Source organism: Devosia yakushimensis (assembly GCF_030159855.1).
In the GTDB taxonomy this organism is placed as follows: Bacteria; Pseudomonadota; Alphaproteobacteria; order Rhizobiales; family Devosiaceae; genus Devosia; species Devosia yakushimensis.
In genome coordinates this window covers 1,101,987-1,125,911 of record NZ_BSNG01000001.1, presented here as the reverse complement: position 1 = coordinate 1,125,911, position 23,925 = coordinate 1,101,987, and the positions used below count along the sequence as shown (strand labels likewise).

The 23,925-nt window shown below is 62.5% G+C and carries 23 protein-coding genes; 9 read left to right on the top strand and 14 right to left on the bottom strand.

Annotation, left to right across the window (positions count from 1 at the left end):
• Window positions 1-45 precede the first annotated feature (45 nt).
• The gene (locus tag QQL79_RS05465; RefSeq protein WP_284388684.1) at window positions 46-2,154 is read left to right on the top strand and encodes a LamG-like jellyroll fold domain-containing protein; all 2,109 of its coding nucleotides are present in this window, start codon (window positions 46-48) and stop codon (window positions 2,152-2,154) included.
• A 296-nt stretch (window positions 2,155-2,450) separates the two neighbouring features.
• Here the strand turns inward: QQL79_RS05465 and QQL79_RS05460 are convergent, their stop codons facing one another.
• The 6 genes from QQL79_RS05460 to QQL79_RS05435 all read right to left on the bottom strand — a co-directional run bounded on the left by QQL79_RS05460 (window position 2,451) and on the right by QQL79_RS05435 (window position 9,071).
• Window positions 2,451-3,494 carry an NAD-dependent epimerase/dehydratase family protein gene (locus tag QQL79_RS05460; RefSeq protein WP_284388681.1) on the bottom strand — a complete coding sequence of 348 codons (1,044 nt, stop codon included), beginning with the start codon at window positions 3,492-3,494 and terminating at the stop codon, window positions 2,451-2,453.
• Window positions 3,495-3,543: 49 nt separating this feature from the next.
• Entirely contained in the window at window positions 3,544-4,665 is a 1,122-nt protein-coding gene (locus QQL79_RS05455) for an NAD(P)/FAD-dependent oxidoreductase (protein WP_284388680.1), read from the bottom strand.
• Window positions 4,666-4,667: 2 nt separating this feature from the next.
• Complete coding sequence (gene rfbC / locus QQL79_RS05450) at window positions 4,668-5,216, bottom strand: dTDP-4-dehydrorhamnose 3,5-epimerase (RefSeq protein ID WP_284388678.1); 549 nt, start codon at window positions 5,214-5,216, stop codon at window positions 4,668-4,670.
• Window positions 5,217-5,234: 18 nt separating this feature from the next.
• Window positions 5,235-6,545: an NAD(P)H-dependent oxidoreductase gene (locus QQL79_RS05445; RefSeq protein ID WP_284388676.1), complete on the bottom strand. Its 1,311-nt coding sequence runs from the start codon at window positions 6,543-6,545 to the stop codon at window positions 5,235-5,237.
• 30 nt (window positions 6,546-6,575) lie between these two features.
• Entirely contained in the window at window positions 6,576-7,352 is a 777-nt protein-coding gene (gene rfbF / locus QQL79_RS05440) for a glucose-1-phosphate cytidylyltransferase (protein WP_284388675.1), read from the bottom strand.
• A 237-nt stretch (window positions 7,353-7,589) separates the two neighbouring features.
• Window positions 7,590-9,071 (bottom strand): oligosaccharide flippase family protein, encoded by a 1,482-nt coding sequence (locus tag QQL79_RS05435; RefSeq protein WP_284388673.1) that lies wholly within the window; start codon window positions 9,069-9,071, stop codon window positions 7,590-7,592.
• Between the two features lie 614 nt (window positions 9,072-9,685).
• On the opposite strand from QQL79_RS05435, the gene QQL79_RS05430 reads away from it, so the two are divergent.
• Window positions 9,686-10,306 carry a sugar transferase gene (locus QQL79_RS05430; protein ID WP_284388671.1) on the top strand — a complete coding sequence of 207 codons (621 nt, stop codon included), beginning with the start codon at window positions 9,686-9,688 and terminating at the stop codon, window positions 10,304-10,306.
• A gap of 164 nt (window positions 10,307-10,470) precedes the next feature.
• Window positions 10,471-12,261: an aq_1923 C-terminal domain gene (locus tag QQL79_RS05425; RefSeq protein WP_284388669.1), complete on the top strand. Its 1,791-nt coding sequence runs from the start codon at window positions 10,471-10,473 to the stop codon at window positions 12,259-12,261.
• A gap of 229 nt (window positions 12,262-12,490) precedes the next feature.
• Here QQL79_RS05425 and QQL79_RS05420 read toward each other — a convergent pair whose 3' ends face one another.
• The 7 genes from QQL79_RS05420 to QQL79_RS05390 form a co-directional block, all read right to left on the bottom strand.
• Complete coding sequence (locus QQL79_RS05420) at window positions 12,491-13,867, bottom strand: phosphohexomutase domain-containing protein (protein ID WP_370461243.1); 1,377 nt, start codon at window positions 13,865-13,867, stop codon at window positions 12,491-12,493.
• Between the two features lie 51 nt (window positions 13,868-13,918).
• Window positions 13,919-14,929 carry an NAD-dependent epimerase/dehydratase family protein gene (locus QQL79_RS05415; protein WP_284388665.1) on the bottom strand — a complete coding sequence of 337 codons (1,011 nt, stop codon included), beginning with the start codon at window positions 14,927-14,929 and terminating at the stop codon, window positions 13,919-13,921.
• Window positions 14,919-15,356, bottom strand: a complete 438-nt coding sequence (gene arfB, locus QQL79_RS05410; protein ID WP_348523171.1) for an alternative ribosome rescue aminoacyl-tRNA hydrolase ArfB — start codon at window positions 15,354-15,356, stop codon at window positions 14,919-14,921. Before arfB ends, QQL79_RS05415 begins: the two co-directional genes overlap by 11 nt.
• Before the next feature lie 153 nt (window positions 15,357-15,509).
• On the bottom strand, window positions 15,510-15,740 hold the full coding sequence (locus QQL79_RS05405; RefSeq protein WP_284388663.1) for a hypothetical protein: 231 nt from the start codon (window positions 15,738-15,740) through the stop codon (window positions 15,510-15,512).
• Window positions 15,740-17,722, bottom strand: coding sequence for a threonine--tRNA ligase (gene thrS / locus QQL79_RS05400; RefSeq protein ID WP_284388661.1), 1,983 nt, complete (start codon window positions 17,720-17,722; stop codon window positions 15,740-15,742). The genes QQL79_RS05405 and thrS overlap by 1 nt, the downstream gene beginning before the upstream one ends.
• Before the next feature lie 213 nt (window positions 17,723-17,935).
• Window positions 17,936-18,235, bottom strand: coding sequence for a membrane protein insertion efficiency factor YidD (gene yidD / locus QQL79_RS05395; protein WP_284388659.1), 300 nt, complete (start codon window positions 18,233-18,235; stop codon window positions 17,936-17,938).
• Window positions 18,236-18,258: 23 nt separating this feature from the next.
• The gene (locus tag QQL79_RS05390; protein ID WP_284388657.1) at window positions 18,259-18,711 is read right to left on the bottom strand and encodes an iron-sulfur cluster assembly scaffold protein; all 453 of its coding nucleotides are present in this window, start codon (window positions 18,709-18,711) and stop codon (window positions 18,259-18,261) included.
• A gap of 150 nt (window positions 18,712-18,861) precedes the next feature.
• On the opposite strand from QQL79_RS05390, the gene folE reads away from it, so the two are divergent.
• From folE to hisI, 3 genes are all read left to right on the top strand, one after another.
• Complete coding sequence (gene folE / locus QQL79_RS05385; RefSeq protein ID WP_284388655.1) at window positions 18,862-19,485, top strand: GTP cyclohydrolase I FolE; 624 nt, start codon at window positions 18,862-18,864, stop codon at window positions 19,483-19,485.
• A 68-nt stretch (window positions 19,486-19,553) separates the two neighbouring features.
• Window positions 19,554-20,000, top strand: a complete 447-nt coding sequence (locus tag QQL79_RS05380) for a DUF1801 domain-containing protein (RefSeq protein ID WP_284388652.1) — start codon at window positions 19,554-19,556, stop codon at window positions 19,998-20,000.
• Between the two features lie 10 nt (window positions 20,001-20,010).
• Window positions 20,011-20,457, top strand: a complete 447-nt coding sequence (gene hisI, locus QQL79_RS05375; RefSeq protein ID WP_284388650.1) for a phosphoribosyl-AMP cyclohydrolase — start codon at window positions 20,011-20,013, stop codon at window positions 20,455-20,457.
• Between the two features lie 196 nt (window positions 20,458-20,653).
• Here the strand turns inward: hisI and QQL79_RS05370 are convergent, their stop codons facing one another.
• A complete protein-coding gene (locus QQL79_RS05370) occupies window positions 20,654-21,385 on the bottom strand; it encodes a rhomboid family intramembrane serine protease (RefSeq protein WP_284388648.1) in 732 nt (243 codons plus the stop codon).
• 178 nt (window positions 21,386-21,563) lie between these two features.
• Here QQL79_RS05370 and QQL79_RS05365 point away from each other — a divergent pair, with 178 nt between their 5' ends.
• The 3 genes from QQL79_RS05365 to QQL79_RS05355 all read left to right on the top strand — a co-directional run bounded on the left by QQL79_RS05365 (window position 21,564) and on the right by QQL79_RS05355 (window position 23,895).
• Entirely contained in the window at window positions 21,564-22,217 is a 654-nt protein-coding gene (locus tag QQL79_RS05365) for a PAS domain-containing protein (RefSeq protein ID WP_284388646.1), read from the top strand.
• 111 nt (window positions 22,218-22,328) lie between these two features.
• The gene (locus tag QQL79_RS05360; RefSeq protein ID WP_284388645.1) at window positions 22,329-22,961 is read left to right on the top strand and encodes a PilZ domain-containing protein; all 633 of its coding nucleotides are present in this window, start codon (window positions 22,329-22,331) and stop codon (window positions 22,959-22,961) included.
• A gap of 310 nt (window positions 22,962-23,271) precedes the next feature.
• Window positions 23,272-23,895 (top strand): transglutaminase-like cysteine peptidase, encoded by a 624-nt coding sequence (locus tag QQL79_RS05355; protein ID WP_284388643.1) that lies wholly within the window; start codon window positions 23,272-23,274, stop codon window positions 23,893-23,895.
• Window positions 23,896-23,925 lie beyond the last annotated feature (30 nt).

The following is a 23,925-nucleotide window of genomic DNA, read 5'->3' as shown; positions in this document are numbered from 1 at the left end:
GCTTTGGCCGGCGCATCTCGGGGCTAGATACCAGGAGCTATCGTTATGAATTTGACGCGCCGGCATTTTTTGGCTGCCGCCACCGGCCTTGTCGCCAGCCAGGCTGCGGGTCGCGTATTGGCCGCCAGCAATATTGCCTATGTCTCCCCGAACGGCCAGGGCAACGGCACCTCCTGGGAAGATGCGGCCAGCATCCGGGCCCTGCCCCAGCTCATCGAAATGGTCGGCCCTGGCGGGCTGATCGCCCTATTGGCCGAGGGCCAATATGAAGTCGATGACGCCATCGAGATATCAGGCGGCGTCACCATTTTCGGCTCCAACCGAAATCTCGGGCCGCGCCACGCCCGCATTGTCGGCACCCGCCGTCACTGGACCTCCGGCAGAACCAATGCGGTCCAGTTCGGCGGCAATACGCTCTTCACGCTGGGCGGCAACGGCTCCAATCTGGCGCTCGCCAATCTCGATATCCGCAATGTCGGCCGCGTGCTGGACATGAGCGGCAGCCGGGCGCGCAATATCACTATCGAGAATATCGCCTTCACCAATATCCGCGACGGCATCTACACCAATGGCGGCTCGGCGGTCAGCAATGTGACCATCCGCAATTTCAGCGGCCGCGGCTTTTCCAAAAAAGCCATCCGTTTCCATGGCCGCTGCTCGAACTGGACCATCGAAAACTGCGAGCTCGATAGCGGCCAGCAATATGGCGACAGCTTCGCGGTGGGCATCGAGTGTCACGACAATGCCAGTGGCCTGCGCATCGTGGGTGGCTACACCGCCAATTGCCAGGAACAGCATAGCGGTGCCGACAAATACTGGAATGGCGATGGCGTCGCCAGCGAACGCGGCAATTCCAACATCCTCATCCAGAACCACCGCTCCTATGGCAATTCCGACGGCGGTTACGACCTCAAGTCGGAGGCCACCAAGCTCGTCAATTGCGTCTCGCAAGACAACAAGCGCAATTACCGCATCTGGGGCGGCACGGGCCGCCGGCCCGTCGAATTGCAAGGCTGCTCCAGCCTTTCCCCGCGCAATCGCGGTGGCGTCGGCGACACGCACCACATGTGGCTGCGCGGCGTCGAAGGCGGCGAGCGCTGGGCAGCCAGCGTCGTCTGGAGCAATGGCGCGCTGGCCGGTGGCAATGCCGATATCGCCATCTATGCCGAGGGCGGCAATGTCGCCGTTCACCTGGTGGACACCGACACGTCCCGCCTGCCCAAGTCGACCAAGCTCTTTTCATCCACAGTCGAGAGCTCAAAGATCCTCGTCGGCTCGGCCAGCGACAACGGCGTCGAGCAGGTGCTGACCGATGGCCCGATCGTCGCCATTGCCGGCGCACACATGGCCATTCCTCTCAAGGCCGATGGCGACGTATCCTGGCGGGTGGCCGAAGAGCAAGGCGATCTGGGCCTCGACCTCGATGGCGCAACGCTCAGCCTCGACGTACCGGACAGCAGCACAGGCGGATTGGTGCTGCTGCAGGCTCGCGATAGCCGTGGCCTGCCGATCGAGAAAGAGCTGAAAGTCGATGTGAAGCAAAATCCGGTGGGCGCGGACGCCGTCCTGGCCCTGGCATTCGCCCCAGGAGCCGAGACCGGCGCCGTCACCGATGCGGTGGGCCTCAACCAGCCCGTGCTGACCGGCAAGGCCAGTTTCCGCGACGGCGGCCTGCGGTTCTCCGGCAAAGAGACCTATCTCGAAGTTCCCAGCTCGGCCAATTTCAATTTCGCCGGCCCCTTCTTCATCCACTTCCGGTTCAGCCTGGATGCCGACAATGGCAAGGGCGAACTCAACATCCTCAGCAAGTGGCAATCCTCGTCCAACCAGCGCGTCTTCCTGTTCCGCCTGGACGAGCGTGGCCTGAGCTTTATCTGGTCCACGGATGGCCGCTCTCGGGACGAGAACGTCATATGGGGTCCGCAACTGGCCTTTGACCGGGTCTATGATGTGATCGTCAGCAAATCGGCCGAAGGCTATATCGAACTGATCGTCGATGGCGAAACGGTCGGCCGCTCGGCCAATCCGGTCGAGGCGCTGAACACCAGCCCCGCCCCCCTCCGCATCTCCGGCCGCGCCGGCGGCGACGCCGCCGCCACCGGCACACTCTACGCGCTGGAAGTCTACAACGGCCGCAGCTATCAACCGGCGTGATCGAGGCGACGGCACTGAGGGAGGAGCACTAAGCTCCCTCTTCCACCACCGTTCCTCCCTCGGGCTTGACCCGAGGGCCACCCGCCACAAGCAATGGCGTCCGTGCCTTCCCAACAGGCTCGGGTCAAGCCCGAGGGAAGAACGGTGGGTTGGTGGGATTTAGGATAGAACCCAGTGGAAAGCTCAGCACCACCCTTTGGGGGGAGAAGGCCATGAGAGCATGCTCGAATGGCCAGGATTGAGGGTGGGGTGATGGGAGCCACCAATCCGGTTGCTCCCAAAGTGAGAAGCCGCCCCTAATTCGTCCACCGCAACCCATCGGTCAGCTGCTTATTGGCAATGTGCCGCTCCAGCACCTTGAGCCGGATGAGCTGCGAATTGCGGAAATCGGCATCGGTGAAATCGAGCCCGCGCAGGCCATTGACCAATTGCTCGATCGATTGCGCCAGCGTCACCTGCGGCTGGTGGTCGGGCGCGAGCCCGGCGAATTTGTCGAAATTGACCTGATAGGACCGGCTATCCGCCGGCGCCTCGGTATTGATGCTGACTTCGGTGCCGGGCACGGCCTTGGCCACCGCATTGGCCAGATCGCGCACCTGATAATTGCGGTCGTTCGAGCCAGTATTACACACCAGATACCGCCCGCCATTGTCGGCGCTGCGATGGATCGCCCAATCCATGGCCCGGGCCATGTCCTGCACATCGATCAGCGGCCGCCAGGGCGTCCCGTCGCTGAGCACGGTGATCTTGCCCTGGCTCAGCGCGCAGGCCACGAAATCGTTCAGCACCAGATCGAGCCGCAACCGTTCCGACATGCCGCAGGCCGTCGAAAACCGCAGGCTCGTGACTGTCATATCGGTATCGAGCACGCTCAGCGCCTCTTCGGTGCCGATCTTGGATTTGGCATAGGCCGTCACCGGATTGAGCGCATCGGTCTCCTTGCGCGGCCCGCCTGCGGCGACGCCATAGACGCTGCAGCTCGAGGCAAAGACGAAGTTCTTGACCCCGGCCTTGCTGGCCATCCCGGCCACTGCCGTCGTCGCGCCCTGGTTGATTTCGGCAGTCACCGCCGCATAGCGGTCGCCCATCGGGTCATTGGACACCGCGGCCAGCTCCACGACCGCGTCATAACCTTCCAGCTGCTCTGGCCGCATGGCCCGCACATCGCCGAAATACTGGCTGTCGAGGTGCCGTTCCGGCAGCCCGGACCGCGAGGTCAGGCTATGGGCGAAATAGGCATTATCAAAGCCATCAATAGTATAGTCGGGATACTTCGCGCGCAGCGTCCGGGCCACGACCGGACCGACATAACCCATATTGCCGACAATCAAGATTTTCATCGTCTTCACCGTTCCAGTTCTGATCTTGCCGCCGCTCGTACAAAGTCACTCACGCCGCGACGCTCGCGTCGCTCAGCACCATTTCCCGGACCACCCTGGCTATCGCCAGCGCCGAGGTCAGCCCGGGAGATTCGATCCCGAACAGGTTCACCACCCCGCCCAGCCCATGTTCTCCCGGCCCGGAAATAACGAAATCGGCCGCCGGCTCGCCCGGCCCCGACAATTTCGGCCTGATGCCGGCAAAGCCTGGCCGCAACCGGTCCGGGTCGATATCGGGCCAGATGCGCTGCGCCGCCGCAAAGAATTTGCCATGCCGGTTCGGATCGACCCGATAATCGATGTCCGAAATCCACTCGACATCCGGCCCAAAACGGATTTGCCCGGCCAGATCGAGCGTCAGATGGGTTCCCAATCCGCCCGGTTCGGGCACGGGATAGATCAGCCGCGAAAACGGGCTCGCCCCCGAATAGCTGAAATAGACGCCCCGCGCATAATGCAGCGGCGGCACGAAACCCGCATCGAGCCCCTCGATCATCCCCGCCACGTCATGGGCCTTGAGCCCCGCCGAATTGACCAGGAACGGAGCAACGACCACCGGCTCGGCCTCGCCGCCGATATGGATGGCCCAGCCCTCCTTCTGCCGCGATATGCGCGTCACCTTGCTCCCGGCGGCATAGATGGCGCCATGCGCCTCGGCATCGGCCAGTAGCGACTGCATGAAGCCGTGCGAATCCACGATCCCCGTCGACGGCGACAGCAATGCCTCATGGCTGATCAGCGCCGGCTCCATGGCGCTGACTTCGGCGCCGCTCAGCCGCACCAGGTCATCCACGCCCGCGTCGGCAGCGCTGCGCTCGATCTTGTCCAGCTCATGGGTCTCATTGGCCGTATGGGCGAAGATCAGCTTGCCGCATTGCCGGTGCGGCACCCCGCGCGCCCGGCAATAGGCATAGAGTTCGTGCCGCCCCTCGACGCAGAGCGAGGCCTTGAGCGACCCCTTGGGATAATAGATGCCGGCATGGATCACTTCGCTATTGCGCGCGCTGGTCCAGGTGCCGAAATCGCTCTCCCCCTCGACGATAACCGTTTCAACGCCCGCCATGGCCAGGGCACGGCTCACCGCCAGCCCAACCACCCCTGCCCCGATGACAATGGCGCCGACAGCTTGCATGGTCAGATCTCGATTCTGCTGGGGTCGTCGATCAGCGGCCAGGCGGCGTCCTTGTCCGACAGCGTCGTCACCGCCAGCGGCCAGGAAATCCCAAGCTTGGGATCATTGTAGCGCAGGCCCCGCTCTGCCGCGGGCGTGTAATAGCCCGAGACCAGATAGGTAACCTCCACGTTATCCGTCAGAGTCTGGAAGCCATGGGCAAAGCCCCGCGGCACATAGAGTTCGTGCTTATTGTCCTCGTTCAATTCGAAGGCTTCGTGCTTGAGAAAGCTGGCCGAGCCGGGCCGCAAATCGACGATGATATCGACAATGGCCCCACGCACGCAGCGGATCAGCTTGGCCTCGGCATTGGGCACCAATTGGTAATGCATACCGCGCAACGTGCCCTTCTGGGCTGATACCGACATGTTCTGCTGCACATAATCGAGGTCCATGCCCTGGGCCTTGAATTCGTCCTTGCACATGGTCCGCGCGAAGAAGCCGCGGCTATCCCCGCGCAATTGCAGCTCTATCAGCTTGGCGTCGACCAGTGTCGTCTCGTGAAAGATCATTATCGTCCCCTCTTCCGCTCAGGATGCGAAAACCGCTTCCTGCTCGGCATAAAGCCTGTCGACCAACCGCCCCTCCGGAAACGTCACATCGTCCCAGGTCAGCGGTGTGTCCTTGGCCACGGCCCGCTTCAGCGTGCAGCCCAGCGCCAGCCCGATCGGCAGCAGCTTTTCGGCGCGGATCGGCTCGATATTCTCGGCCACGCCATAGACTTCATAGCCGCCGAATTCCTCGATGACCTCACCCGGCGCCAGGTCCTTCTTGGCCACCGCGATCACCCCCACGCTCGGCCCGCCGGCCGGCGTCAGCACCGGATCGTTGAACAACACGGCCCGCGCCACCGAAGTCGGCACCTCGAAATGGCAGAGATGATAGGGCGTATAGAAGCAGTAATAGGGGCCCGTTCCGAGCTTATAGAGATTGAGGAAATGCTTCTGCCGCTCGTTCTCGATGGCCCCGAGCACGAAGACCCCCGGTCCCGGACGCGCGCCCACCACATAGTCGACCAGCCCCGGCCCCGCCGGGTCGATATGCTGGTTGAACGCGGTGACCGTTTCCTCCAGCGGCTTGAGCGGCGCCGTCGGGTCCCCGCCCGAAAAATCGGGGCCCAACATGCCGCGCCGCGCCACCTTCATGCCGGTGCCATTGGCGACAATGGCCTGCTCGAAGGAAATCTTGGTGCCATCGGCAAAAGAGGCCACCATGGCCGGCTTCTGGCCCCATTTCTCGGCAAAGGCCTTCTGTGTCGTGGGGTTGCGATAGGGATCGTGCAACCCCTTGATATTGCCCGCCAGCACCGGCTTTACCCCGAGCCCCGCGACGAACCGGATGAGGTTCATCTGCACGCCCGGCTGGTCGCCGTCCGAAAAGCTATAGACCACGCCCCTGGCATCGGCCTTGCGCTTGAGGATCGGGCCCACGGTCCCGTCCAGCTCGGCATTCATCTGCACCGCATGCTTGCCGCTTTCGATGGCCGCCAAGACGACCTGCGCCGCATGTTCGATGGAGCCGGTCACCTCGATAATGGCATCGAGCCCATCGGCCTCGGCCAGCGCCACCGCATCCTCGGTCACCACCGGCGTATTACTGGCAATGGCCGCATTCAGCTCGGCCGCGCTATGGGCCACATTGGGCACAATGCCGGCCTGCCCGAAAGCGGCAATGGCCGGATCGATCCGCCGGTTGGCGATCGCGCAGAGCTGCATTCCCTTGGTTGCCGTCAGGATTTGCAGCGCAATTCCCGCGCCCTGAAAGCCCGCTCCCACCAGGCCAACCTTGATCGGCCTTCCCTCGGCCTCCCGCTTGGCCAGCGCCGTATCGACGATAATCATGCCAATATTCCCTAACGCGGTGCCGCTAACTCAATCTTTCCAGACCTTCCATGGCGCCTTGCCGGTCGCCCAGGCATCTTCCAGGATTTTGCGGTCGCGCAGGGAATCCATCGATTGCCAATAGCCGTCATGATGGTAGCTGCCGAGCTTGCCCTGGGCGATCATCCGGTCCATCGGATCACCCTCCCACACCGTTTGCGGCCCGTCGATGAGATCGAACACGCCCGGCTCGCACACGAAGAAGCCGCCATTGATCAGGCCGCCGTCATGCGCGCCCTTTTCGCGGAACCCGTCGACCCGGCCATCTTCCTGCATGCGCAGTGCGCCATAGCGCCCCGGCTGGGTAACCGCGGTGAGCGTGCAGAGATTGTTCTGCCGCCGATGCAGGTCGATCACCGCATTGACATCGACATTGCTCACGCCGTCGCCATAAGTCAGGCAGAACGTGCCATCGGAGAGATAGTCCCGCGCCGCCTTGATGCGGCCGCCGGTCATCGCGTCATCCCCGGTATTGAGCACAGTGATGGTCCAATCCTCCACCGGCTTGCCCAGCCACTTGACCTCCCCGCCGCGCAGCGAAACGGTGAAATCGGTCAGCTTGGCGCGGTAATTGAGGAAGTAATCGCGGATGACTTCGACTTTATATCCGCCCAGGATGACGAAGTCGGTCAGCCCGTGATGGGCATAGATTTTCATGATGTGCCAGAGGATCGGATATCCGCCCACATCGACCATGGGCTTGGGACGGACGGCGGTCTCCTCGCTCAAACGCGTACCGAAACCGCCCGCAAGAACAGCTACTTTCATGCCTCACCCACTTAACTACCGCACGCCCTGAAAATTCTGCCTCCGGCAGCGGCGGCGTTCTTGTTGATCTTTCTTGCCGCCGCAACCGAGCATGCAAGCACCCTCACGCCGAAAACATCGACGCGCCTGCCGCACACTCATTTCTTAATTAGACTTACATTTCTACTGTAACGCTATCGCATCCACTCGCCATTGCAATAGCCAATGGCAGTATTTTACTAAATCGCAATCACATACTTACCGCGCAACATGACGTGCAAAAGTCAATTTCGACAATTTCGGCGTCCTGCGGATCCATTCACCCATGAACTGCATGGTATGCTCCCGGAATATTGTCGTCATGATCAGCAAATAAAGAGTGGCGCCGAACAGCACCGAAGCCCCCAGCGCGACAATTTCGGGATAGGACGACAGCGCAAAGCGATCGAGCGCGGTCACCGATGTCAGCATCACCGCACTCCCCGCCAGCGCCGGCAGCAGCACGGTGACCACCGGCCAGGGCCGCATCCCCACGACCGGGCCGGTAACGGCGATATTGAACATCATGCCGAGATAGGCGCGGATGGCCAGCGCCGCCGTGGCCCCCACCAATCCGAACAGCGGCACCGCCACCAGCAGCGTCACGAAAGTCGTGGCCGCCGAAACCGCGCTGAGGCTGAACACCAGCTTGGTATCGTGATTGGCTGACAGCGCCGATTGCAGCATGGCGCCCAGCAGCACTGGCGGGCTGGCTGCACATAATATCTGCATGATCACCGCCGAGCTGCGCCATTGCTCGCCAAAGGCCAGCACCACGAATGATGGCGCCACGCTCGCCGCGCCGAAAAACAGCGGGAATGTAAGCATGGCGATCACCGCCAGCGACTTGATCACGCTATCGCCCAGTCTGCCCGAATGCGCCTGCTGCGCATAGGCCGACAGCGAGGCCGACCGCACCGGCGTCACGGTCAATTGCACCAGCGCGTCGAACCCCCGCGCGCCAACCCGGTAGACGGCCACCCCCACCGGCCCCAGAAAGAGGCCCAGCATCAGGTCCGGCAGGCGGTCCGACAGCAGCTTGAGCAGTTCCGCGCCCACCAGCCCCACGGCATGGCCAACCACGCCCAGCAATCCCTCCAGGGTGCCCCAGGTGGTGGGAAACCAGCGCGCCACCATGAATGTAAAGACCGTGGTGAGCAGTGAACTCGATATCCGCTGAGCCACCAGCGCCCAGATGCCCCAGCCCGTCAGCGCCAGGCTGACGCCGAGCACGCCGGAAAGCAGGTTCGCACTGAGCCCCCGCCAGGCCAGGCTCTTATAGTCGAACGCCCGCCGCAGCCGGGATTCCGGCACCACGCGCAGGCCGTCCAGGATGAAGCAGGAGGAAAGAGCGGCCAGCACAATCATGGTGCCCGGCGCGAAATAGATTTCGGCGAGCGGCCCGATGACCCGCACCATCAGCAGCACCGACAGCCCCGCCGCCGCCAGGTTGAGCCAGAAGCACATCATGGCATAGCTGTCGTTCCACACCTTCTGGCGCACGATGAGATCGGGCACCCCGGCCGAAACGAAGCTCTTGCCCATATCGACAAAGACCAGGGCCACCGCCATCACGCCGATCACGCTCGGCTCCACGGCCCGCACCACCAGCGCAAACACCAGGAAACTGATCACGTTATTGCCGGCGCTGCCCACGGCCGACCACGCCACGCTTCGCCGGAATTTCTGCGCAAAACTCATTTGCGTGCAACGAATACTAAGCAGGCGGTCACATCGTTGCTACAAGGCAAGCACCTTGAAACTATGCACATTGCAGCTCCGGCATAAAATACATGAGGAAACAATATATCCCCATTTGTAGTCCGCGTTCTTACAATCTCATTTCGCGGTACGGGAAATCAACACTCCCGTTAACTGCTCTGCTAGAATCAAAATCAAGTAACTTTTGTCCGCATCCGGCTTGGTATTCCAAAAATGGACCAATTGGATAAATATTGTTGTAAAAAATGTTGATTTTCTGCAACACAAATGCTCGTGTTCAAGAAATTTTGTCAAGTATATCAATAGCATGACGAAGTGTTCACATTGCACTCCCCCTATTGCCAGGATTCAAGCCTCATGCGATCATTAACAGACTATTAATGCCACCGCGGCGGCGGGCGCATGGCGGGTTCGTGAGGGTGATGAATATGTCGTTCGACAGTACCAATCCGCATCTGCTGCAAGACTACTCCGCTTCTGCAAATAGTGACGTGCCTGCACACCCCTATCCGCAAATCTCTCTTCGTCTGAGCGAACGTTCTGCCAATGGTCTGCCCTCTTTGTGGACTGGCAAGTATCCGGCTGATCTGACGATGACGTCACGCCGCCAGGTCGAACTGGCGATCAAGCGCGCCTTCGATATTGTGGTATCCCTGCTGGCCCTGATTTTCCTCGGCCCGCTGCTGATCATGGTGACGCTGGCGATCCGCCTGTCCGATCCTGGCCCGGCGCTGTTCCGCCAGCCACGCGTCGGCCTGGGCGGGCGCATGTTCACCATTCTCAAGTTCCGCTCCATGTATATCGAGCACTGCAACACCGAAGGGGTGAAGCAGACCGTGGCCGAGGATGACCGCGTCATGCCGCTCGGCCGGTTCCTTCGCCGCACCAGCATTGATGAGCTGCCCCAATTGCTCAACGTGCTGCGGGGCGACATGTCGCTGGTGGGCCCGCGTCCCCATGTCGGCGGGCAGCTCGCCGCCGGCATGCCCTACGAGCAATTGGTGCCCTATTACAGCTATCGCCGCCATATGCGCCCGGGCCTCACCGGCTGGGCTCAGGCCAATGGCTATCGCGGCCCCACCACGCAGAGCGAACAGGCCATCGGCCGCATCGATCACGACGTTGCCTATATCCAGAATTTCTCGCTGTGGCTGGATCTGCGCATCATGCTGATCACCATGCAGCGCGAATTCCTGCGCGGCACCGGGTCCTGAGCTTCCGTCCGGGCGTTTCACGCCCGGCGCCACCCGCAACCCTCCGATATGTGTCATCATCAAGACAATCGGGCGCCCCCGCGCCCGATTGTGTCGGCTTTGGCTATTGAAGCCCCCGGACGAATGCCGCAAATTGCGCCGCGAACGAACCTGCGAGAAGACTCATGATGATAAGCCCGACATCCCGGCAGCGTCTTGGCGCCGTGGCCGCCGCCTGCCTGTTGAGCACTGCCCTGTCCGCCGGCCCCGCCTGGGCGCAGAAGGTCAAGACTCCGGCGGCAGAACCCGCCGCTGCGCCCGTCACCGATTTCACCGTGGAAATCCCCACCATCGCGGCTGTCGGCTCCAATCTCGATGAAGCCACGCTGCGCGACATTTTCAGCGGCAATGTCGCCAGCCATGCCGATGAACTGGCCGGCCTCACCGCCACCAGCATCACCATCCCCGAAATCCTGGTCAAGGCGACCACCACGATTGGCGATGCCTCCTCCGACACCGTCATAACCTTCAGCGATCTGGTGCTGACCGATGTGACCGATGGCGTCGCCGGTTCAGTCAAGCTGGCCGGTTCGAGCATGGACGGCCTTGAAGAAGGTTCGGCCGAGATGGGCCCCTTCGCCGCCAGCAATTTCAATATCGCCGGCGTGCTCGGCACCTATGGCCTGGTGGATGCCACCGGCCAGACCGAACTCGAAACCATCTATACCGATCTCCAATTCGAGGGCGGCACCCTGACGACGCCCGAAGTGTCGTGCAATTTCGGCCCGGTCACCGCGGCCGAATTCAAGGCCCGCCCGCTCAAATACTCCTTCGCCGACATTATCGGCATGGCCGAGGCCATGGAGCGCGAGGGCGAGACGCCCTCCCCTGAAACCATCGGCAAGGCCCTCCATATCTACGCCGACATGTTTACCGCCTTTGAATCCTCCTCCGTCGAATTTGCCGGCCTTGATTGCAAGGGCACCGACGACGAGGACCGTCCGCTGACGGTCGCCATCAAGGGCATGACCATGGGCGGCATGAGCCCGGGCATTTATCCGGCAATCACCATGGATGGGCTGGAATTCGCCGTCGAAGGCGACGGCCACTTCAATATTGGCAAGCTGGAAATCAAGCAGACCGATCTCAGCGGCCCGATCGCTGTGGTAGAGGCCGCTCCCGCTGCCATCGACGAGGCCTGGCTCGAAGCCAATATGCGCTCGCTCATCCCCGCCTTTGCCGGTTTCTCCTTCGCCGATGTCGATATGGACGTGCCCGATCCAGAGACCGACGAGCGGATCGTCATCGGTATCGGCGCCTTCGAGCTGGCGCTGGACGCCTATCGCAACGGCATTCCGACCGATCTTTATACTTCGGCCAGCAACTTCGTCTTCAAGCTGCCCGCGCAGACCGATGACGAGCAGCTCCAGCAGTTGATCGACCTGGGCGTCACTTCGCTCGATCTGGGCTTTACGGTCGATGCGTCCTGGAACGAAGCCGAAGACACCATCGCCATCGACGATGTTTCGGTCACCGGCGCCAATCTGGCCACTGTCCTGCTCACCGGCACGCTGACCAACGCGACCGAGGCCCTGTTTGGCCTCAATGAAAACGCCGCCATGGCTGCGGCCATGGGCCTAGCGATCAATCACCTGCGCGTCGACGTTACCGATGCGGGGCTGTCCGACCTGATCCTCACCACCGTCGCCGCCGAACAGGGCAGTGATGCAGCGACCATGCGCCCGATCTTTGCCGGCCTCGCCGAAGGCACCGTGGTCGGCCTGCTCGCCGGCGCCGCCGACGCCCAGAAAGTGGGCGCCGCCATCAACAGCTTCGTCAGCGGCAAGGCCAAGCAGCTCACCCTCGACATGACCGCCAAGGAAGAGCCGGGCCTGGGCATGTTCGACTTCATGGCCGCCGAAAGCGACCCCGCCTCCTTGATCGGCAAGGTCAACATCCAGGCCGTCGCCAAGTAAAAACCAAAGGCCGCCCGCTGGGGCGACCTTTTCTTGGGATTTGGCGCAGCTGGGCGCACTGCGCTGCAAAATCCAGGCACCCCACAATCTCGTCCACCCACAAACGCCTCCCTCGGGCTTGACCCGAGGGCCACTCACCACACGGCACACGTTGCGAATGATCCTCGGGTCAAGCCCGAGGAAGGTGCTTGATGATGGTGGCAGGCATCGCGGACACCATGGGCGCTCCCTACCGCACCTGCTCGGCCGCCGCCCGCATCCCCCAATCCAGCAAGTCCCTCGCTACTTCAGGCGTGCTTCCCTCGACATAGCACCGCAGCTCCGGCGCGTTGCCCGAAGCGCGGAAATGCACCATGTCGCCCGACAGCGTACGGAACTGCAGCCCGTCTATCGTGGACAAGCTCGCAATCCCATGCGGCGAAAAAAACGCCTCGGCAAAGGCGCGATCCTCGCCCAGCCGCCGCAGAAACGCCCCGCTTCGCTCCGCCGCCACATCCTGCAGCCGGTCGGCCAAAGCATATTGCAGCGGCAGCTCCGCCACGAGCGCGTCGACGCTCATCGTCCGCTGCGCCGCCAATCCCAATGCGCAGAGCAAGGGCAAGACCGCGTCCCGCGTCGGCAGAGGATCGAGCCCGGCAATACCCCGGCTGACAAAGGTGCCGCCATTGGCCTCGAACCCGACGACGCCATCATCCGCCGTCTCCATCGCCTCGATCACATAAGGCGACCCCACCCGGGTCCGCAGCACCGTCGCGAAAAATCCGGTCCGCTCCAGCGCCGAATTGGAGGTAACCGGCGTCACCACCGTTCGCGCCTCCAGCATCCCTGCCGCGAGCAGGCCCAGCACATCGCCCCGCACGAATTCGCCCTTGGCGTCCATCAACAGCGGCCGATCGCCATCCCCATCCGAGGATACGATGGCATCGAGCCGCTCGCGCGCCATCCATCCCCTGAGCGGCGCGAATACCGCGTCGCCAAAGGCCTCGGTATCCACCGCGACGAAGCTCTCGGTCCGCCCCAGGCTCACCGCCGCCGCACCGGCTCGCCGCATTACCTGCCCCAGCACGTCCCGCGCCACGCTGGAATGCTCGAAGACCCCAATCCGCAGCCCATCCAGCGCCCCTTCCGGCAGCAGCCCGGCATAGCGCCTAATATAGCGCGCCACAGCCAGCTCGGCCTCATCGGCCATGGGCAGGCCGCCATCGGGCACGGTCTCGTCGCGCAAGGCCGCCACGATCCCGGCCTCATCCGCCTTGCTGATTTCCCCGCCCGGCACATAGAATTTGAGCCCATTCCGGTCCGCCGGAATATGGCTGCCCGTAATCATGATGGCGCAGCATCCTGCAGCCATGGCATGCAGCGCCAAGGCTGGCGTCGGCACCATGCCGCAATCGACCGCCTCGAGCCCGAACAGGGCAATCGCTGCCGCGCAATCCTCGGCAATAGCCGGGCTCGACGGCCGGAAATCCCGCCCGATAAACACCCTGCCGCCGTCCAATTGTCCCAGCGCCTGCGCATGCCGCAGAAACGCCGCCACATAGCGCCGCGCCGCCTGCCCCTGTAGCTCCACCGCCAGGCCGCGCAAGCCGCTCGTTCCAAATTTCAGGCTGGCTGTATTCAACGAAAACCTCAGCTTCAACAATGCCCGCAGGAGGCTTCAATTCACGCCGTAATAATGCCGGTACCACTCGACAAAGCGCGCCACGCCCACCTCGATGGGCGTTTCCGGCAGACTGCCTATCAGCTCGTTCAGCAAGGCGGTATCCGACTGCGTCGCCACCACGTCACCCTGCTGCATCGGCAGCATATTGCGCCTGGCCGGCTTGCCCATCGCATTCTCGACCGCCGCAACGAAAGCCATCAGCTCGCTCGGCTTGCCCCCGGCAATATTGACCACCCTATAGGGCGCTACCGCCGAAAGGCTATCGCCCCGAACCGGCTCGCCCTTGACCGGCGGCTTCCCCGCCAGCCGCACCAGCGCGTCGACCAGGTCGTCGACATAGGTAAAGTCGCGCCGCATCTTGCCTTCGCCATAAATGTCGATGGGCCTGTCATCCTGGATGGCGGAAACGAATTTGAACAAGGCCATATCAGGCCGCCCCCACGGCCCATAGACCGTGAAAAACCGTACGCTGGTCGAAGCAATGCCCCAGAGATGGGAATAGGAATGCACCATGGCCTCGCCCGATTTCTTGGTCGCGGCATAGAGCGATACCGGGCTATCCGCCCGGTCGGTTTCGGCAAATGGCATCTTGGTATTGCCGCCATAGACCGAGCTGGTCGAGGCAAAGATCAGATGCTCGGGCGGCATCTCCCGCGCTGCTTCGAGCACATTGGATGTCCCAACCAGGTTGGATTGCACATAGCTCTGCGGATGATCGATGCTGTAGCGCACCCCGGCCTGCCCCGCCAGGTGGAACACCAGTTGCGCCCGGCTCTCGCCCAGCGCCTCTTTCACCCGCGCGCCATCTTCCAGCATGGCCTCGACAAAGGTGAAATTCGGATGCTCGGCCAATAGCGCCAGCCGTGCACGCTTGAGGCTCACATCGTAATAATTGGTCACCCCGTCATAGCCGGTCACGCTGTGCCCATCGGCCAGCAGGCGCTGCGCCAGGTGAAAGCCGATAAACCCCGCCGTTCCCGTCACGAAAATACGTTTAGGCTCCATCAGCGTCCGGCCTTCTGCTTCTGAGTGACTTTGTGGTCGAGCGGATGGCCTTGCCCGTGAGCCGCCTCTGCTTGGATGCCAGCGTCGGCCGCGTCGCAACCCGCGCCTTGGGCACATGAGCCCCTGCCACCAGCAAATCCACCAGTCGCTGCTGCGCCTCGGCGCGGTTCATCGGCTGGTCTCTGTGGCTATTGGCCGTTATGATCAAAACGCCATCCTTGGTCAGCCGGCGCCCGGCCAGCCCCGCCACCCGCCGCTTCATCGCCTCGGGAATATTGGGGGAGGCCAAAAGGTTGAACCGCAGCTGCACCGCGCTCGACACCTTATTGACATTCTGCCCGCCCGGTCCTGCCGAGCGCACGAAATTCTCTTCGATCTCGGAGGGATCGATGGCAATGGAACGGGTAATGGGGATCAGGTCTGGCATGACGAAAGAATACCCCCTCCTAGCCTCCCCCTGATAGGGGGAGGGACCGATCCAGTTCCCGGCACTATCGCGCCACCCCACCGGCCATCCCTCCCCCTATCAGGGGGAGGCTAGGAGGGGGTACCCCAGCAAAGACTCTCTTGGCCGCTTCGTCTAGCGTCTCCACCGCCCTGCGAAGATGATCTCGCCTTCGTGGATGGTCAGCCCTTTGATAGTCGCCCGGTATTTTCCGGGCAACCCTTCGGCCTCGACCACCCAGCCCTTCTTCAGCATGCCGGCGAAAACCTTCTCGCCGATATCCTTGAAGTCGTCGGGCCCAAGCGCATTCTCCTCACCCAGATGGGTGAGTGCCTTGATCTCGCGATTGGACGGCCGCTGCGGCATCAGGCAGCGGCCTTCGCCTTGAGATCGGGCGCGGTGGCCTCGGCCATCAGCGCTACCAGGGCATCCATGAACGGAGTGACCTTCTGTCCTTCGGTGCCCAGCCGGCGAACCGACACGCTGCCTTCCTCGGCCTCGCGCTTGCCCACCACGAACAGCAGCGGCACCTTGCCCACCGAATGCTCGCGCACCTTGTAGTTGATCTTCTCGTTGCGCGTATCGATCTCGGCGCGGATGCCCGCTTCGCGCAGCTGGCGCACCAGCTTTGCCGCATAGTCATCCGCCTCCGACACGATGGTCGCCACGACCACCTGGGTCGGGGCCAGCCACATCGGCATCTTGCCGGCATAGTTCTCGATCATCATGCCGATGAACCGCTCCAGCGACCCCAGGATCGCCCGATGCAGCATCACCACATATTGCCGCGAACCGTCTTCGGCGACATAGGTCGCGTCCAGCCGCTCGGGCAGCACATAGTCCAGCTGCAGCGTCCCCACCTGCCAGGAGCGGCCGATGGCGTCGCGCAGATGGAATTCGAGCTTGGGTGCATAGAAAGCCCCCTCGCCCTCGGCGATCTCGAAATCATAGCCGGTCGCGCGCAGGGCATCGCCCAGCGCCTTCTCGGCCGCATCCCAGCGCTCGATCGTGCCGCCAAACTTTTCCGGCCGCGTTGCCAGCTTAATGACCACATCGGCAAAGCCCATATGCTCATAAACCGAATAGAGCAGATGCACGAAATGCTCCGTCTCGGCTTGGATCTGGTCTTCACGGCAGAAAATATGCGCATCGTCCTGCGTCATCTGCCGCACGCGCATCAAGCCATGCAGCGCACCATGCGCCTCGTTGCGATGGCAGCAACCAAATTCGGCCATGCGCAACGGCAGATCGCGATAGCTCTTGATGCCCTGGTTGAAGATCTGGATATGGGCCGGGCAATTCATCGGCTTGAGCGCCATCAGGTCGCCCTTGCCGCTCAGAACCGGCCCTTCTTCTTCCGTCCCCGGCACCTCGTCCGGCACCACGAACATGTTCTCGCGATACTTGCCCCAGTGCCCCGACGCCTCCCAGAATTTGGAGCTCATCAACTGCGGCGTCTTCACCTCGACATAGCCGGAATTGTTCAGACGGCGGCGGATATAGGCCTCCATCTGATTGTACAGCACATAGCCCTTGGGGTGCCAGAACACCGATCCCTGCGCCTCTGGCTGGAAGTGGAACAGGTCCATCTCCTGCCCGATCTTGCGGTGATCGCGCTTTTCCGCCTCTTCCACCATATGGAGATAAGCGTCCAGCTCTTCCCTGGTCGCAAAGGCGGTGCCGTAGATGCGGCTCAGCACCGGATTATTGCTGTTGCCACGCCAATAGGCGCCGGCCACCTTGGTCAGCTTGAATGCCGTGCCGATATCCTTGACCGAGCGCATATGCGGCCCCCGGCAAAGATCGATCCACTGGCCCTGCTTATACATCTTGAGCGACTGGTCGGCCGGAATGGCATCGACCAGCTCGACCTTGAACGTCTCGCCGCGGGCCTTGAAGAATTCCTTGGCCTGGTCGCGCGTCCAGATTTCCTTGGTAAAAGCGGCACCACGATCAACGATCTCGGCCATCTTCTTTTCGATGACCGGGAAATCCTCTTCGGAAAACGGCGTCTCGCGCTTGAAGTCGTAATAAAAGCCGTTCTCGATCACCGGACCGATCGTCACCTGCGTACCGGGCCACAGCTCCTGCACCGCTTCCGCCAGCACGTGCGCCGTATCGTGCCGGATCAGCTCCAGCGCATCCTTGGACCCGCTGTCGCGCGTGACGAATTCAATGCGGCCGTCTTCCTCCAGCGGATCGCTGAGATCGCTGAGCACGCCGTTCCAGCGCATGGCCACCGTCTTCTTGGCCAGGCTCTTGGAGATGCCCTCGACCACGGTGGTCCCGGTGGTGCCACGCGCATAGTCGCGAGCTGCACCGTCGGGGAACGTCACCTTGATCGTCATTTTAGGTCTCCAGAAATTGGGATGATGCTTGCGTTTTGCAAACAAGGCGGCCTGTCTAGCACGTATTCCATGTATTTCCAGCAGCAGGCCTCAAAAACTCGATGTCATCCCGGCGCAGGCCGGGATCGATGCTGAAGGCCATCAACACCATCTCGTGCGGGGAGAGAGCACAGCATGGATTCCGGCCTGCGCCGGAATGACCCGGTGGGGAGGCTACCTCCACCGCCCATAGCCCCAAGGCGCAAACCACCGCGCCCCCTCCGGCACCTTCTCCGGCAGCGGATCATAGCCATGCGTCCCACCCGGCCTACACCGCACGAACCGTGCAAGTCCCATCCAGCCCCCGGGCCAGAAGCCGAATTGCCAGATCGCATCCCGCGTATATTCCGAGCAGGTCGGCAGATGTCGGCAGGTCCGCCCCGCAAAGGCCGAGAGCGTATAGCGATAAATGGTGATCAGCAGCACAGCCGCGATCTTGAACGGCAGGTCGACCACGCGCCAAAAGCCGGACAAGAATCGCGCAATGACTCGATCCATCAGGAACCGGCCGTAACCGATTCAACTGCCTCGATCTTTTCCAGAGCAGCCGCCACCGCGTCGAACACCAGCAGCGTCGACATATGCCGCGCCGAATAGTCCCGCACCGGCTCGAGATATTTGAGATCGCTCCACTTGCCCGCTGGCGGCGTCCCATTCTCCTTGAGCATGGCATGCATCTGCGCCCGCACCGCCCGGAACTCATCCACCGGCGTGCCGACAATCTCCCGCGCCACGACCGCCGCCGATGTCTGCCCCAGAGCACAGGCCGAAATCTCGTGCCCATATTCGGCAATCACGCCATCCCGCACCACCACATCGACCTCGATGGTCGAACCGCAAACCCGGCTGGTTTTGCGTGCGCTGGCATGCGGTTGGGTCAGCCGGGGCGGCTGGCGGGCATTTGCTGCAAGATCGAGGATTTTATCGGAATAGAGATCGCTGAGTTCCATGAAACGAACAATTCTGTTTCTTGTCGGCCCGTGCCCAGCCTCCTATATAGGTGCTCGCACTCGGGCTGTCAGGACGTTGCACGCGTCTAACAAGTCCAAAAAATCGCTTTTGCTGCCTTTCAATGCGGTGCTGCCGCAAGGAGCTGCCAGATGGATGCCCGCGTCAAGCCGCCTTTTCCCCTGTCCCGGCCGGCAAATGCGCCCGCTCGTCCCACCAGGGAAGAAGCCGAGGCGGCCGTTCGCACCCTGATCGCCTGGGCCGGCGACGACCCCACGCGCGAAGGCCTGCTCGATACGCCGCGCCGTGTCGCCAAGGCCTATGGCGAACTCTATGCCGGCTACGACAAAGACCCCAAAGCCATCCTCAACCGCACCTTCAAGGAAGTCGGCGGCTATGACGATATTGTCCTCGTCCGCGACATTCCCTTCAGCTCCCATTGCGAACACCACATGGTGCCATTCGTCGGCAAGGCCCACATCGCCTACCTGCCCCATGATGGTGTGGTCGGCCTGTCCAAGCTCGCGCGCCTCGTCGAAGTCTTCGCCCGGCGCCTGCAGACCCAGGAAAACCTCACCGCGCAGATCATCGACGCGCTGAACGAGAACCTCGGCCCCCGCGGTGCCGCCGTCATGCTCGAAGCCGAGCATATGTGCATGTCCATGCGCGGTATCCACGCCCACGGCGTCTCCACCATCACCCACCGCTTCACCGGCGTCTTCGCCGAAGACCGCCAGGAACAAGACCGCTTCTTCGCCATGGTCGGCAAGCGCTAGGACCAATCGACGCCATTTGCCTGTTTCCCTCGCGCTCCTTATGATCGGGGCCATCGGGGGGAACAGCCATGTCCGAACAGCAGTCACTCGCCAGCGCCCCGCCAGTCCCCGAACCAGTGGCCCAAGCCCTGGCGCGCTATCCCGAGCCAGTGCAACGGCGCCTGCTGACCGTCCGCGAGCTGATCTTCGCCACCGCTGCCCAAACCACCGGCGTCGGTCCCCTGACTGAAACGCTGAAATGGGGCGAACCCGCCTATCTCACCGAGACCAGCCGTAGCGGCTCCACGATCCGGCTCGGCATGGTCCGCTCCGCGCCGGACAAATGCGCGGTCCTGTTCAACTGCCAGACCAGCCTGATCGATACCTTCCGCGCCCATTTCGCCGATGATTTCACCTTCGACGGCAACCGCGCCCTCCTGCTGCCCAGCACCGGCTCCGTCCCGGCCGAACCATTGGCCCTCTGCCTACGCGCCGCCCTGACCTATCACCTAGCGCAGCGCCCTCGCCCGCGCTAAAACCCACCCCATGAGCATCACCTTCGCCGATCCCACCGCCCTCACCCATGACGAGTTGGAAGAAGGCACCGCCTTCGCCCCGCGTTTCGACGCGGCGGGCCTTGTCACCGTTGTCACCATCGAAGCCTCAAGCAAGGACGTGTTGATGCTCGCCCATATGAATGCCGAGGCCCTGGCCCTGACGCTCGAAACCGGCATCGCCCATTACTGGTCCCGCTCGCGCAACAAGATCTGGAAAAAGGGCGAAACCTCTGGCGAATTGCAGAAGCTGGTCGAACTGCGCACCGATTGCGACCAGGACGCCCTGGTCATGACGGTCGAGCAAACCGGCCGCGGCGCCGCCTGCCACACCGGCCGCAAATCCTGCTTCTACCGCGCGGTGGAAGTGGCCGGAGGGAGTGTGGCCCTCAAAGACCTCGGCCTTCCCCGCCTGTTCGATCCGGCCAAGGTTTACTGACCACCACAATGTCATTCCCGCGAAAGCGGGAACCTCCGTTTGCTTCTTGTGAAGCGGATACCCCCACCTAACCTCTCCCTGACAGGGGGAGGAATATCTCCACTCTTGAAGTGAGATCGAGCCCCAACCACAGGGCGGTCCCTCCCCCTATCAGGGGGAGGCTAGGAGGGGGTACTCCGATCCTCCCCGCGAAGCCCTACCGCCCCTTCCGCTCAAACAGCCCCACCAGCAAAATCCCCGCAAAAAACCCGCCCAGATGCGCCTGCCAGGCCACGCCAATGGCGGTCCCCGTCAGCAGCGGCAGCACCGGCACGGCGGCATTGAGCACCACCCAGATGATGATGAACGTCCGCGCGCGTGCATCCCGCATGAGATCGCCAAAACCCGCCAGATGCCGCCCCATGACCATCCGCTCGCCTGTTTCGGGGTGCTGGGCCACGATGACCGGCTGGAAGATGAACCGCACCGCCGCCCCGGTCAGCCCGGAAACCCCGCCTGACGCCCCGATCAGATAGGCCCCCGAATAGAGTGTCGTCGCCGCAAAGAACGCCGCTCCTGCCGCAGCGGAGACGAAAAATATCGCCAGCATCGGCCCTGCCCCATAGCGCCGCGCCACCGGCGTCGCGAAAATCGCCAGCCAGGCCACATTGACCAGCAGGTGATCCCAGCCGCCATGGATCAGCGCATGGCTGAACGGGGTCCAGATCAGCGGCACCGCCGCCGCCAGATCACTGCCCGCCACCACAATCCGCAGCGGCAGGAAAGCGAACCACAGGATGAAGTCGTTATAACCCTGCTGGTTAAGCACGAAGGTTGATGCCAGGTGAATCGCTGCCATGACACCGGCCAGCGCCGTCACCGATATAGGCAGCAGAAAGACCGGCTCCCGGCCCGGCTGGCCTGGTGTCTCGCCTTGTTCAACCATCATTACTCCCCGACTCGCTGGCGCCGCGCCGCTTTGGCTCTTCTTTTCCACATTGGGACAGCCGCGTTAACCTTAACTGTTCTTTAAGGGCGCTTTTGCCCCCGCCATTTGCGAATGTCGGGATGCGGCGGATGCGTTCCAAGGGGAGAGCGCTCGCATGGCCATCGGCGAAAGAACAGCAATGCAGACCAGCACCCGGACCCTCTACGATTATTGGAACGCCATCCGCGGGTCCCGCAGCGCTCCCGACCGCAAGGATATCGATCCCACGCGCATTCGCGAAGCACTCGCCAATACCTTTATTCTCGAATTCGACGAGGCCGAGAAGTTCTCTTTCCGCCTGGCCGGTTCGCACCTGTGCACAAGTTACTGCCGCGAGCTCAAGGGGCGCTCGTTCAATGACCTCTGGCACGAGCGCGACCGCGACGCCATGGATACCCTGATCCGCGCCGTCACCGAGGATCACGCCGTGGCTCTCGTCACCTTCCAGGGCACCACAGCGCTGCACACCAAGGTTTCCTTCGAAACCATTCTCATGCCCCTGCGCCACAATGGCTCCACCCACACCCGCCTGCTCGGCGCCATGACGGCGCTCGAAGAGCCCTATTGGCTGGGCGTGCAGCCCATTCTCGAGCAGCGCATCACCGGCCTGCGCCTGATCTGGCCCGACGATGTGGCCATGGAAGAAACCGTGCGCGAAGTCGCCACTAATGTCGGCAATGACGGCGGCTATATGAGCGCCGCCTCCCCCATGCCGATTCCCGCCACGCTCTATGGCCGCAGCGCCCGCCGCTATGCCCATCTGGCGGTGATCGACGGCGGTCGCAGTAAGTAAATCATCAAGCCGCCTGGCGGTATTTGATCGGCTTTTGACGGACCCAAATAATACCAAGCATTAACCAAGCCCGCCTATGTTACCGTGCAAACACAGTGCGGCCGGCCGGTAATGCTCAGCGACGACATCCAATCACCGCGATTCATTGCTCCGGCGCGCACGCGGGCCGATTCGGCGCGCTTCCAGCGCGTCAAGGTCTCGGTGCTGGGCCGCTACATGCTGGCCGACCGCCGCGAATTCCCCTGCCAGGTCATCGAAATGTCCCCCGGCGATGCCATGGTCATCGCTCCGGTTGCCGGCGTCGTCGGCGAGCGCGTCATCGCCTATATCGACCATGTCGGCCGCATCGAGGGTACCATCCTGTCCCAGATGGAAGGCGGCTTTGAAATGGACATCGCCGCCTCCCCCCGCAAGCGCGACAAGATGGCGGCCCAGCTCACCTGGCTGGCCAATAAGGATGTCCTCAACCTGCCGGAAGACCGCCGCCACGAGCGCGTCGTCCCCGATATCCGCCATTCCACCGTCGTCCTCGACGATGGCCGCCGCTACAATTGCAAGATCATCGATATCTCGCTGTCCGGCGCCGCCATCGAACTCGACGTGCGCCCCGCCATGGGCACGCCCGTCACCCTGGGCCGCATGCGCGCCCGCGTGGTCCGCCATTTCCAGAACGGCGTCGCGGTAGAATTCGCCTCCGCCCAGGAAATGCTCACCGTCGTCCAGCAAAACCTGCGGATGAACTGATTTAGCCCCAGGGCACCAAGCCTCCCCATCACCAGAGCCCACCCTCGCCCCTTGTGGGAGAGGGACAGATCATTCTTCGTTCAGAAGAATGATCAGGGTGAGGGGTTCTGCGTCATCCCATGCCAGAACCCTAGGAGGCCCCCTCATCCGCCCTACGGGCACCTTCTCCCACAAGGGGAGAAGGCAAGAGCCCGCCATGGTAAACGCCTCCTGAATCCAACCCATAAAACTTGCATAAAAACTGCATTGCAGTTTTCGGATCGGGGCAATCGGCGGTCCCTAACGTGGTCTCCATCAGGGAGATCACTCAATGTTTTTCAACACCAAGGCACTGTTCACGGCGTTTCTCGCCTTCGCAGCCATCACCGCCCCGGCCCAGGCCCTCGACTTGACCAATGTGGCTTTCGTCCAGGTCGTCGAAGGCGCCACCAGCATTCCGGTCGGCCATGCCGAGTTCTGCAAGTCGCGCCCCGCCGAATGCCGCGCGAACCAGGAGATCGTGCCCGCCATGCCGCTCGATGAGGCCCGCTGGTCGCAGCTGCTGCAGATCAACGCCAATATCAATGGCAATGTCGTTCCCGTTGCCGATATCGATCTCTACCAGGTCGACGAATTCTGGACCTATCCCAACGGCTATGGCGATTGCGAAGACATTGCCCTGGCCAAGCGCCGCGAGCTGATCAATGCCGGCTGGCCCGTCAGCACCCTGCTGATGGCCATCGTCAAGGAAGCCGATGGCGGCGGCCATGCCGTGCTGATCGTCCGCACCGACCGCGGCGATCTGGTGCTCGACAATCAGGATGGCGCCGTGCGCCTCTGGAGCGACACCCCCTACCACTATGTCAAGCGCCAGTCCCAGGCCCATGCCGGCCAATGGGTCGACATGCTCGACAGCCGTCAGATCGCCGTCGCCACCACCGCCGGCATCAAATAATCACCCAGTTCCGGACCCCGCCCCGAGCCC

Excerpts from the sequence above, each read along its gene's own strand:
- QQL79_RS05425 (WP_284388669.1), top strand. The coding sequence starts at position 10,471 with ATGATGATAAGCCCGACATCCCGGCAGCGTCTTGGCGCCGTGGCCGCC.
- QQL79_RS05465 (WP_284388684.1), top strand. The coding sequence starts at position 46 with ATGAATTTGACGCGCCGGCATTTTTTGGCTGCCGCCACCGGCCTTGTC.
- QQL79_RS05435 (WP_284388673.1), bottom strand. The coding sequence starts at position 9,071 with ATGAGTTTTGCGCAGAAATTCCGGCGAAGCGTGGCGTGGTCGGCCGTG.
- QQL79_RS05355 (WP_284388643.1), top strand. The coding sequence starts at position 23,272 with ATGTTTTTCAACACCAAGGCACTGTTCACGGCGTTTCTCGCCTTCGCA.
- rfbC (WP_284388678.1), bottom strand. The coding sequence starts at position 5,216 with ATGATCTTTCACGAGACGACACTGGTCGACGCCAAGCTGATAGAGCTG.
- QQL79_RS05380 (WP_284388652.1), top strand. The coding sequence starts at position 19,554 with ATGTCCGAACAGCAGTCACTCGCCAGCGCCCCGCCAGTCCCCGAACCA.
- QQL79_RS05370 (WP_284388648.1), bottom strand. The coding sequence starts at position 21,385 with ATGATGGTTGAACAAGGCGAGACACCAGGCCAGCCGGGCCGGGAGCCG.
- rfbF (WP_284388675.1), bottom strand. The coding sequence starts at position 7,352 with ATGAAAGTAGCTGTTCTTGCGGGCGGTTTCGGTACGCGTTTGAGCGAG.
- QQL79_RS05455 (WP_284388680.1), bottom strand. The coding sequence starts at position 4,665 with ATGCAAGCTGTCGGCGCCATTGTCATCGGGGCAGGGGTGGTTGGGCTG.
- QQL79_RS05445 (WP_284388676.1), bottom strand. The coding sequence starts at position 6,545 with ATGATTATCGTCGATACGGCGCTGGCCAAGCGGGAGGCCGAGGGAAGG.
- QQL79_RS05415 (WP_284388665.1), bottom strand. The coding sequence starts at position 14,929 with ATGGAGCCTAAACGTATTTTCGTGACGGGAACGGCGGGGTTTATCGGC.
- thrS (WP_284388661.1), bottom strand. The coding sequence starts at position 17,722 with ATGACGATCAAGGTGACGTTCCCCGACGGTGCAGCTCGCGACTATGCG.
- QQL79_RS05405 (WP_284388663.1), bottom strand. The coding sequence starts at position 15,740 with ATGCCGCAGCGGCCGTCCAATCGCGAGATCAAGGCACTCACCCATCTG.
- QQL79_RS05390 (WP_284388657.1), bottom strand. The coding sequence starts at position 18,711 with ATGGAACTCAGCGATCTCTATTCCGATAAAATCCTCGATCTTGCAGCA.
- QQL79_RS05360 (WP_284388645.1), top strand. The coding sequence starts at position 22,329 with ATGCTCAGCGACGACATCCAATCACCGCGATTCATTGCTCCGGCGCGC.
- hisI (WP_284388650.1), top strand. The coding sequence starts at position 20,011 with ATGAGCATCACCTTCGCCGATCCCACCGCCCTCACCCATGACGAGTTG.
- folE (WP_284388655.1), top strand. The coding sequence starts at position 18,862 with ATGGATGCCCGCGTCAAGCCGCCTTTTCCCCTGTCCCGGCCGGCAAAT.
- arfB (WP_348523171.1), bottom strand. The coding sequence starts at position 15,356 with ATGCCAGACCTGATCCCCATTACCCGTTCCATTGCCATCGATCCCTCC.
- QQL79_RS05460 (WP_284388681.1), bottom strand. The coding sequence starts at position 3,494 with ATGAAAATCTTGATTGTCGGCAATATGGGTTATGTCGGTCCGGTCGTG.
- QQL79_RS05365 (WP_284388646.1), top strand. The coding sequence starts at position 21,564 with ATGCAGACCAGCACCCGGACCCTCTACGATTATTGGAACGCCATCCGC.
- QQL79_RS05430 (WP_284388671.1), top strand. The coding sequence starts at position 9,686 with ATGACGTCACGCCGCCAGGTCGAACTGGCGATCAAGCGCGCCTTCGAT.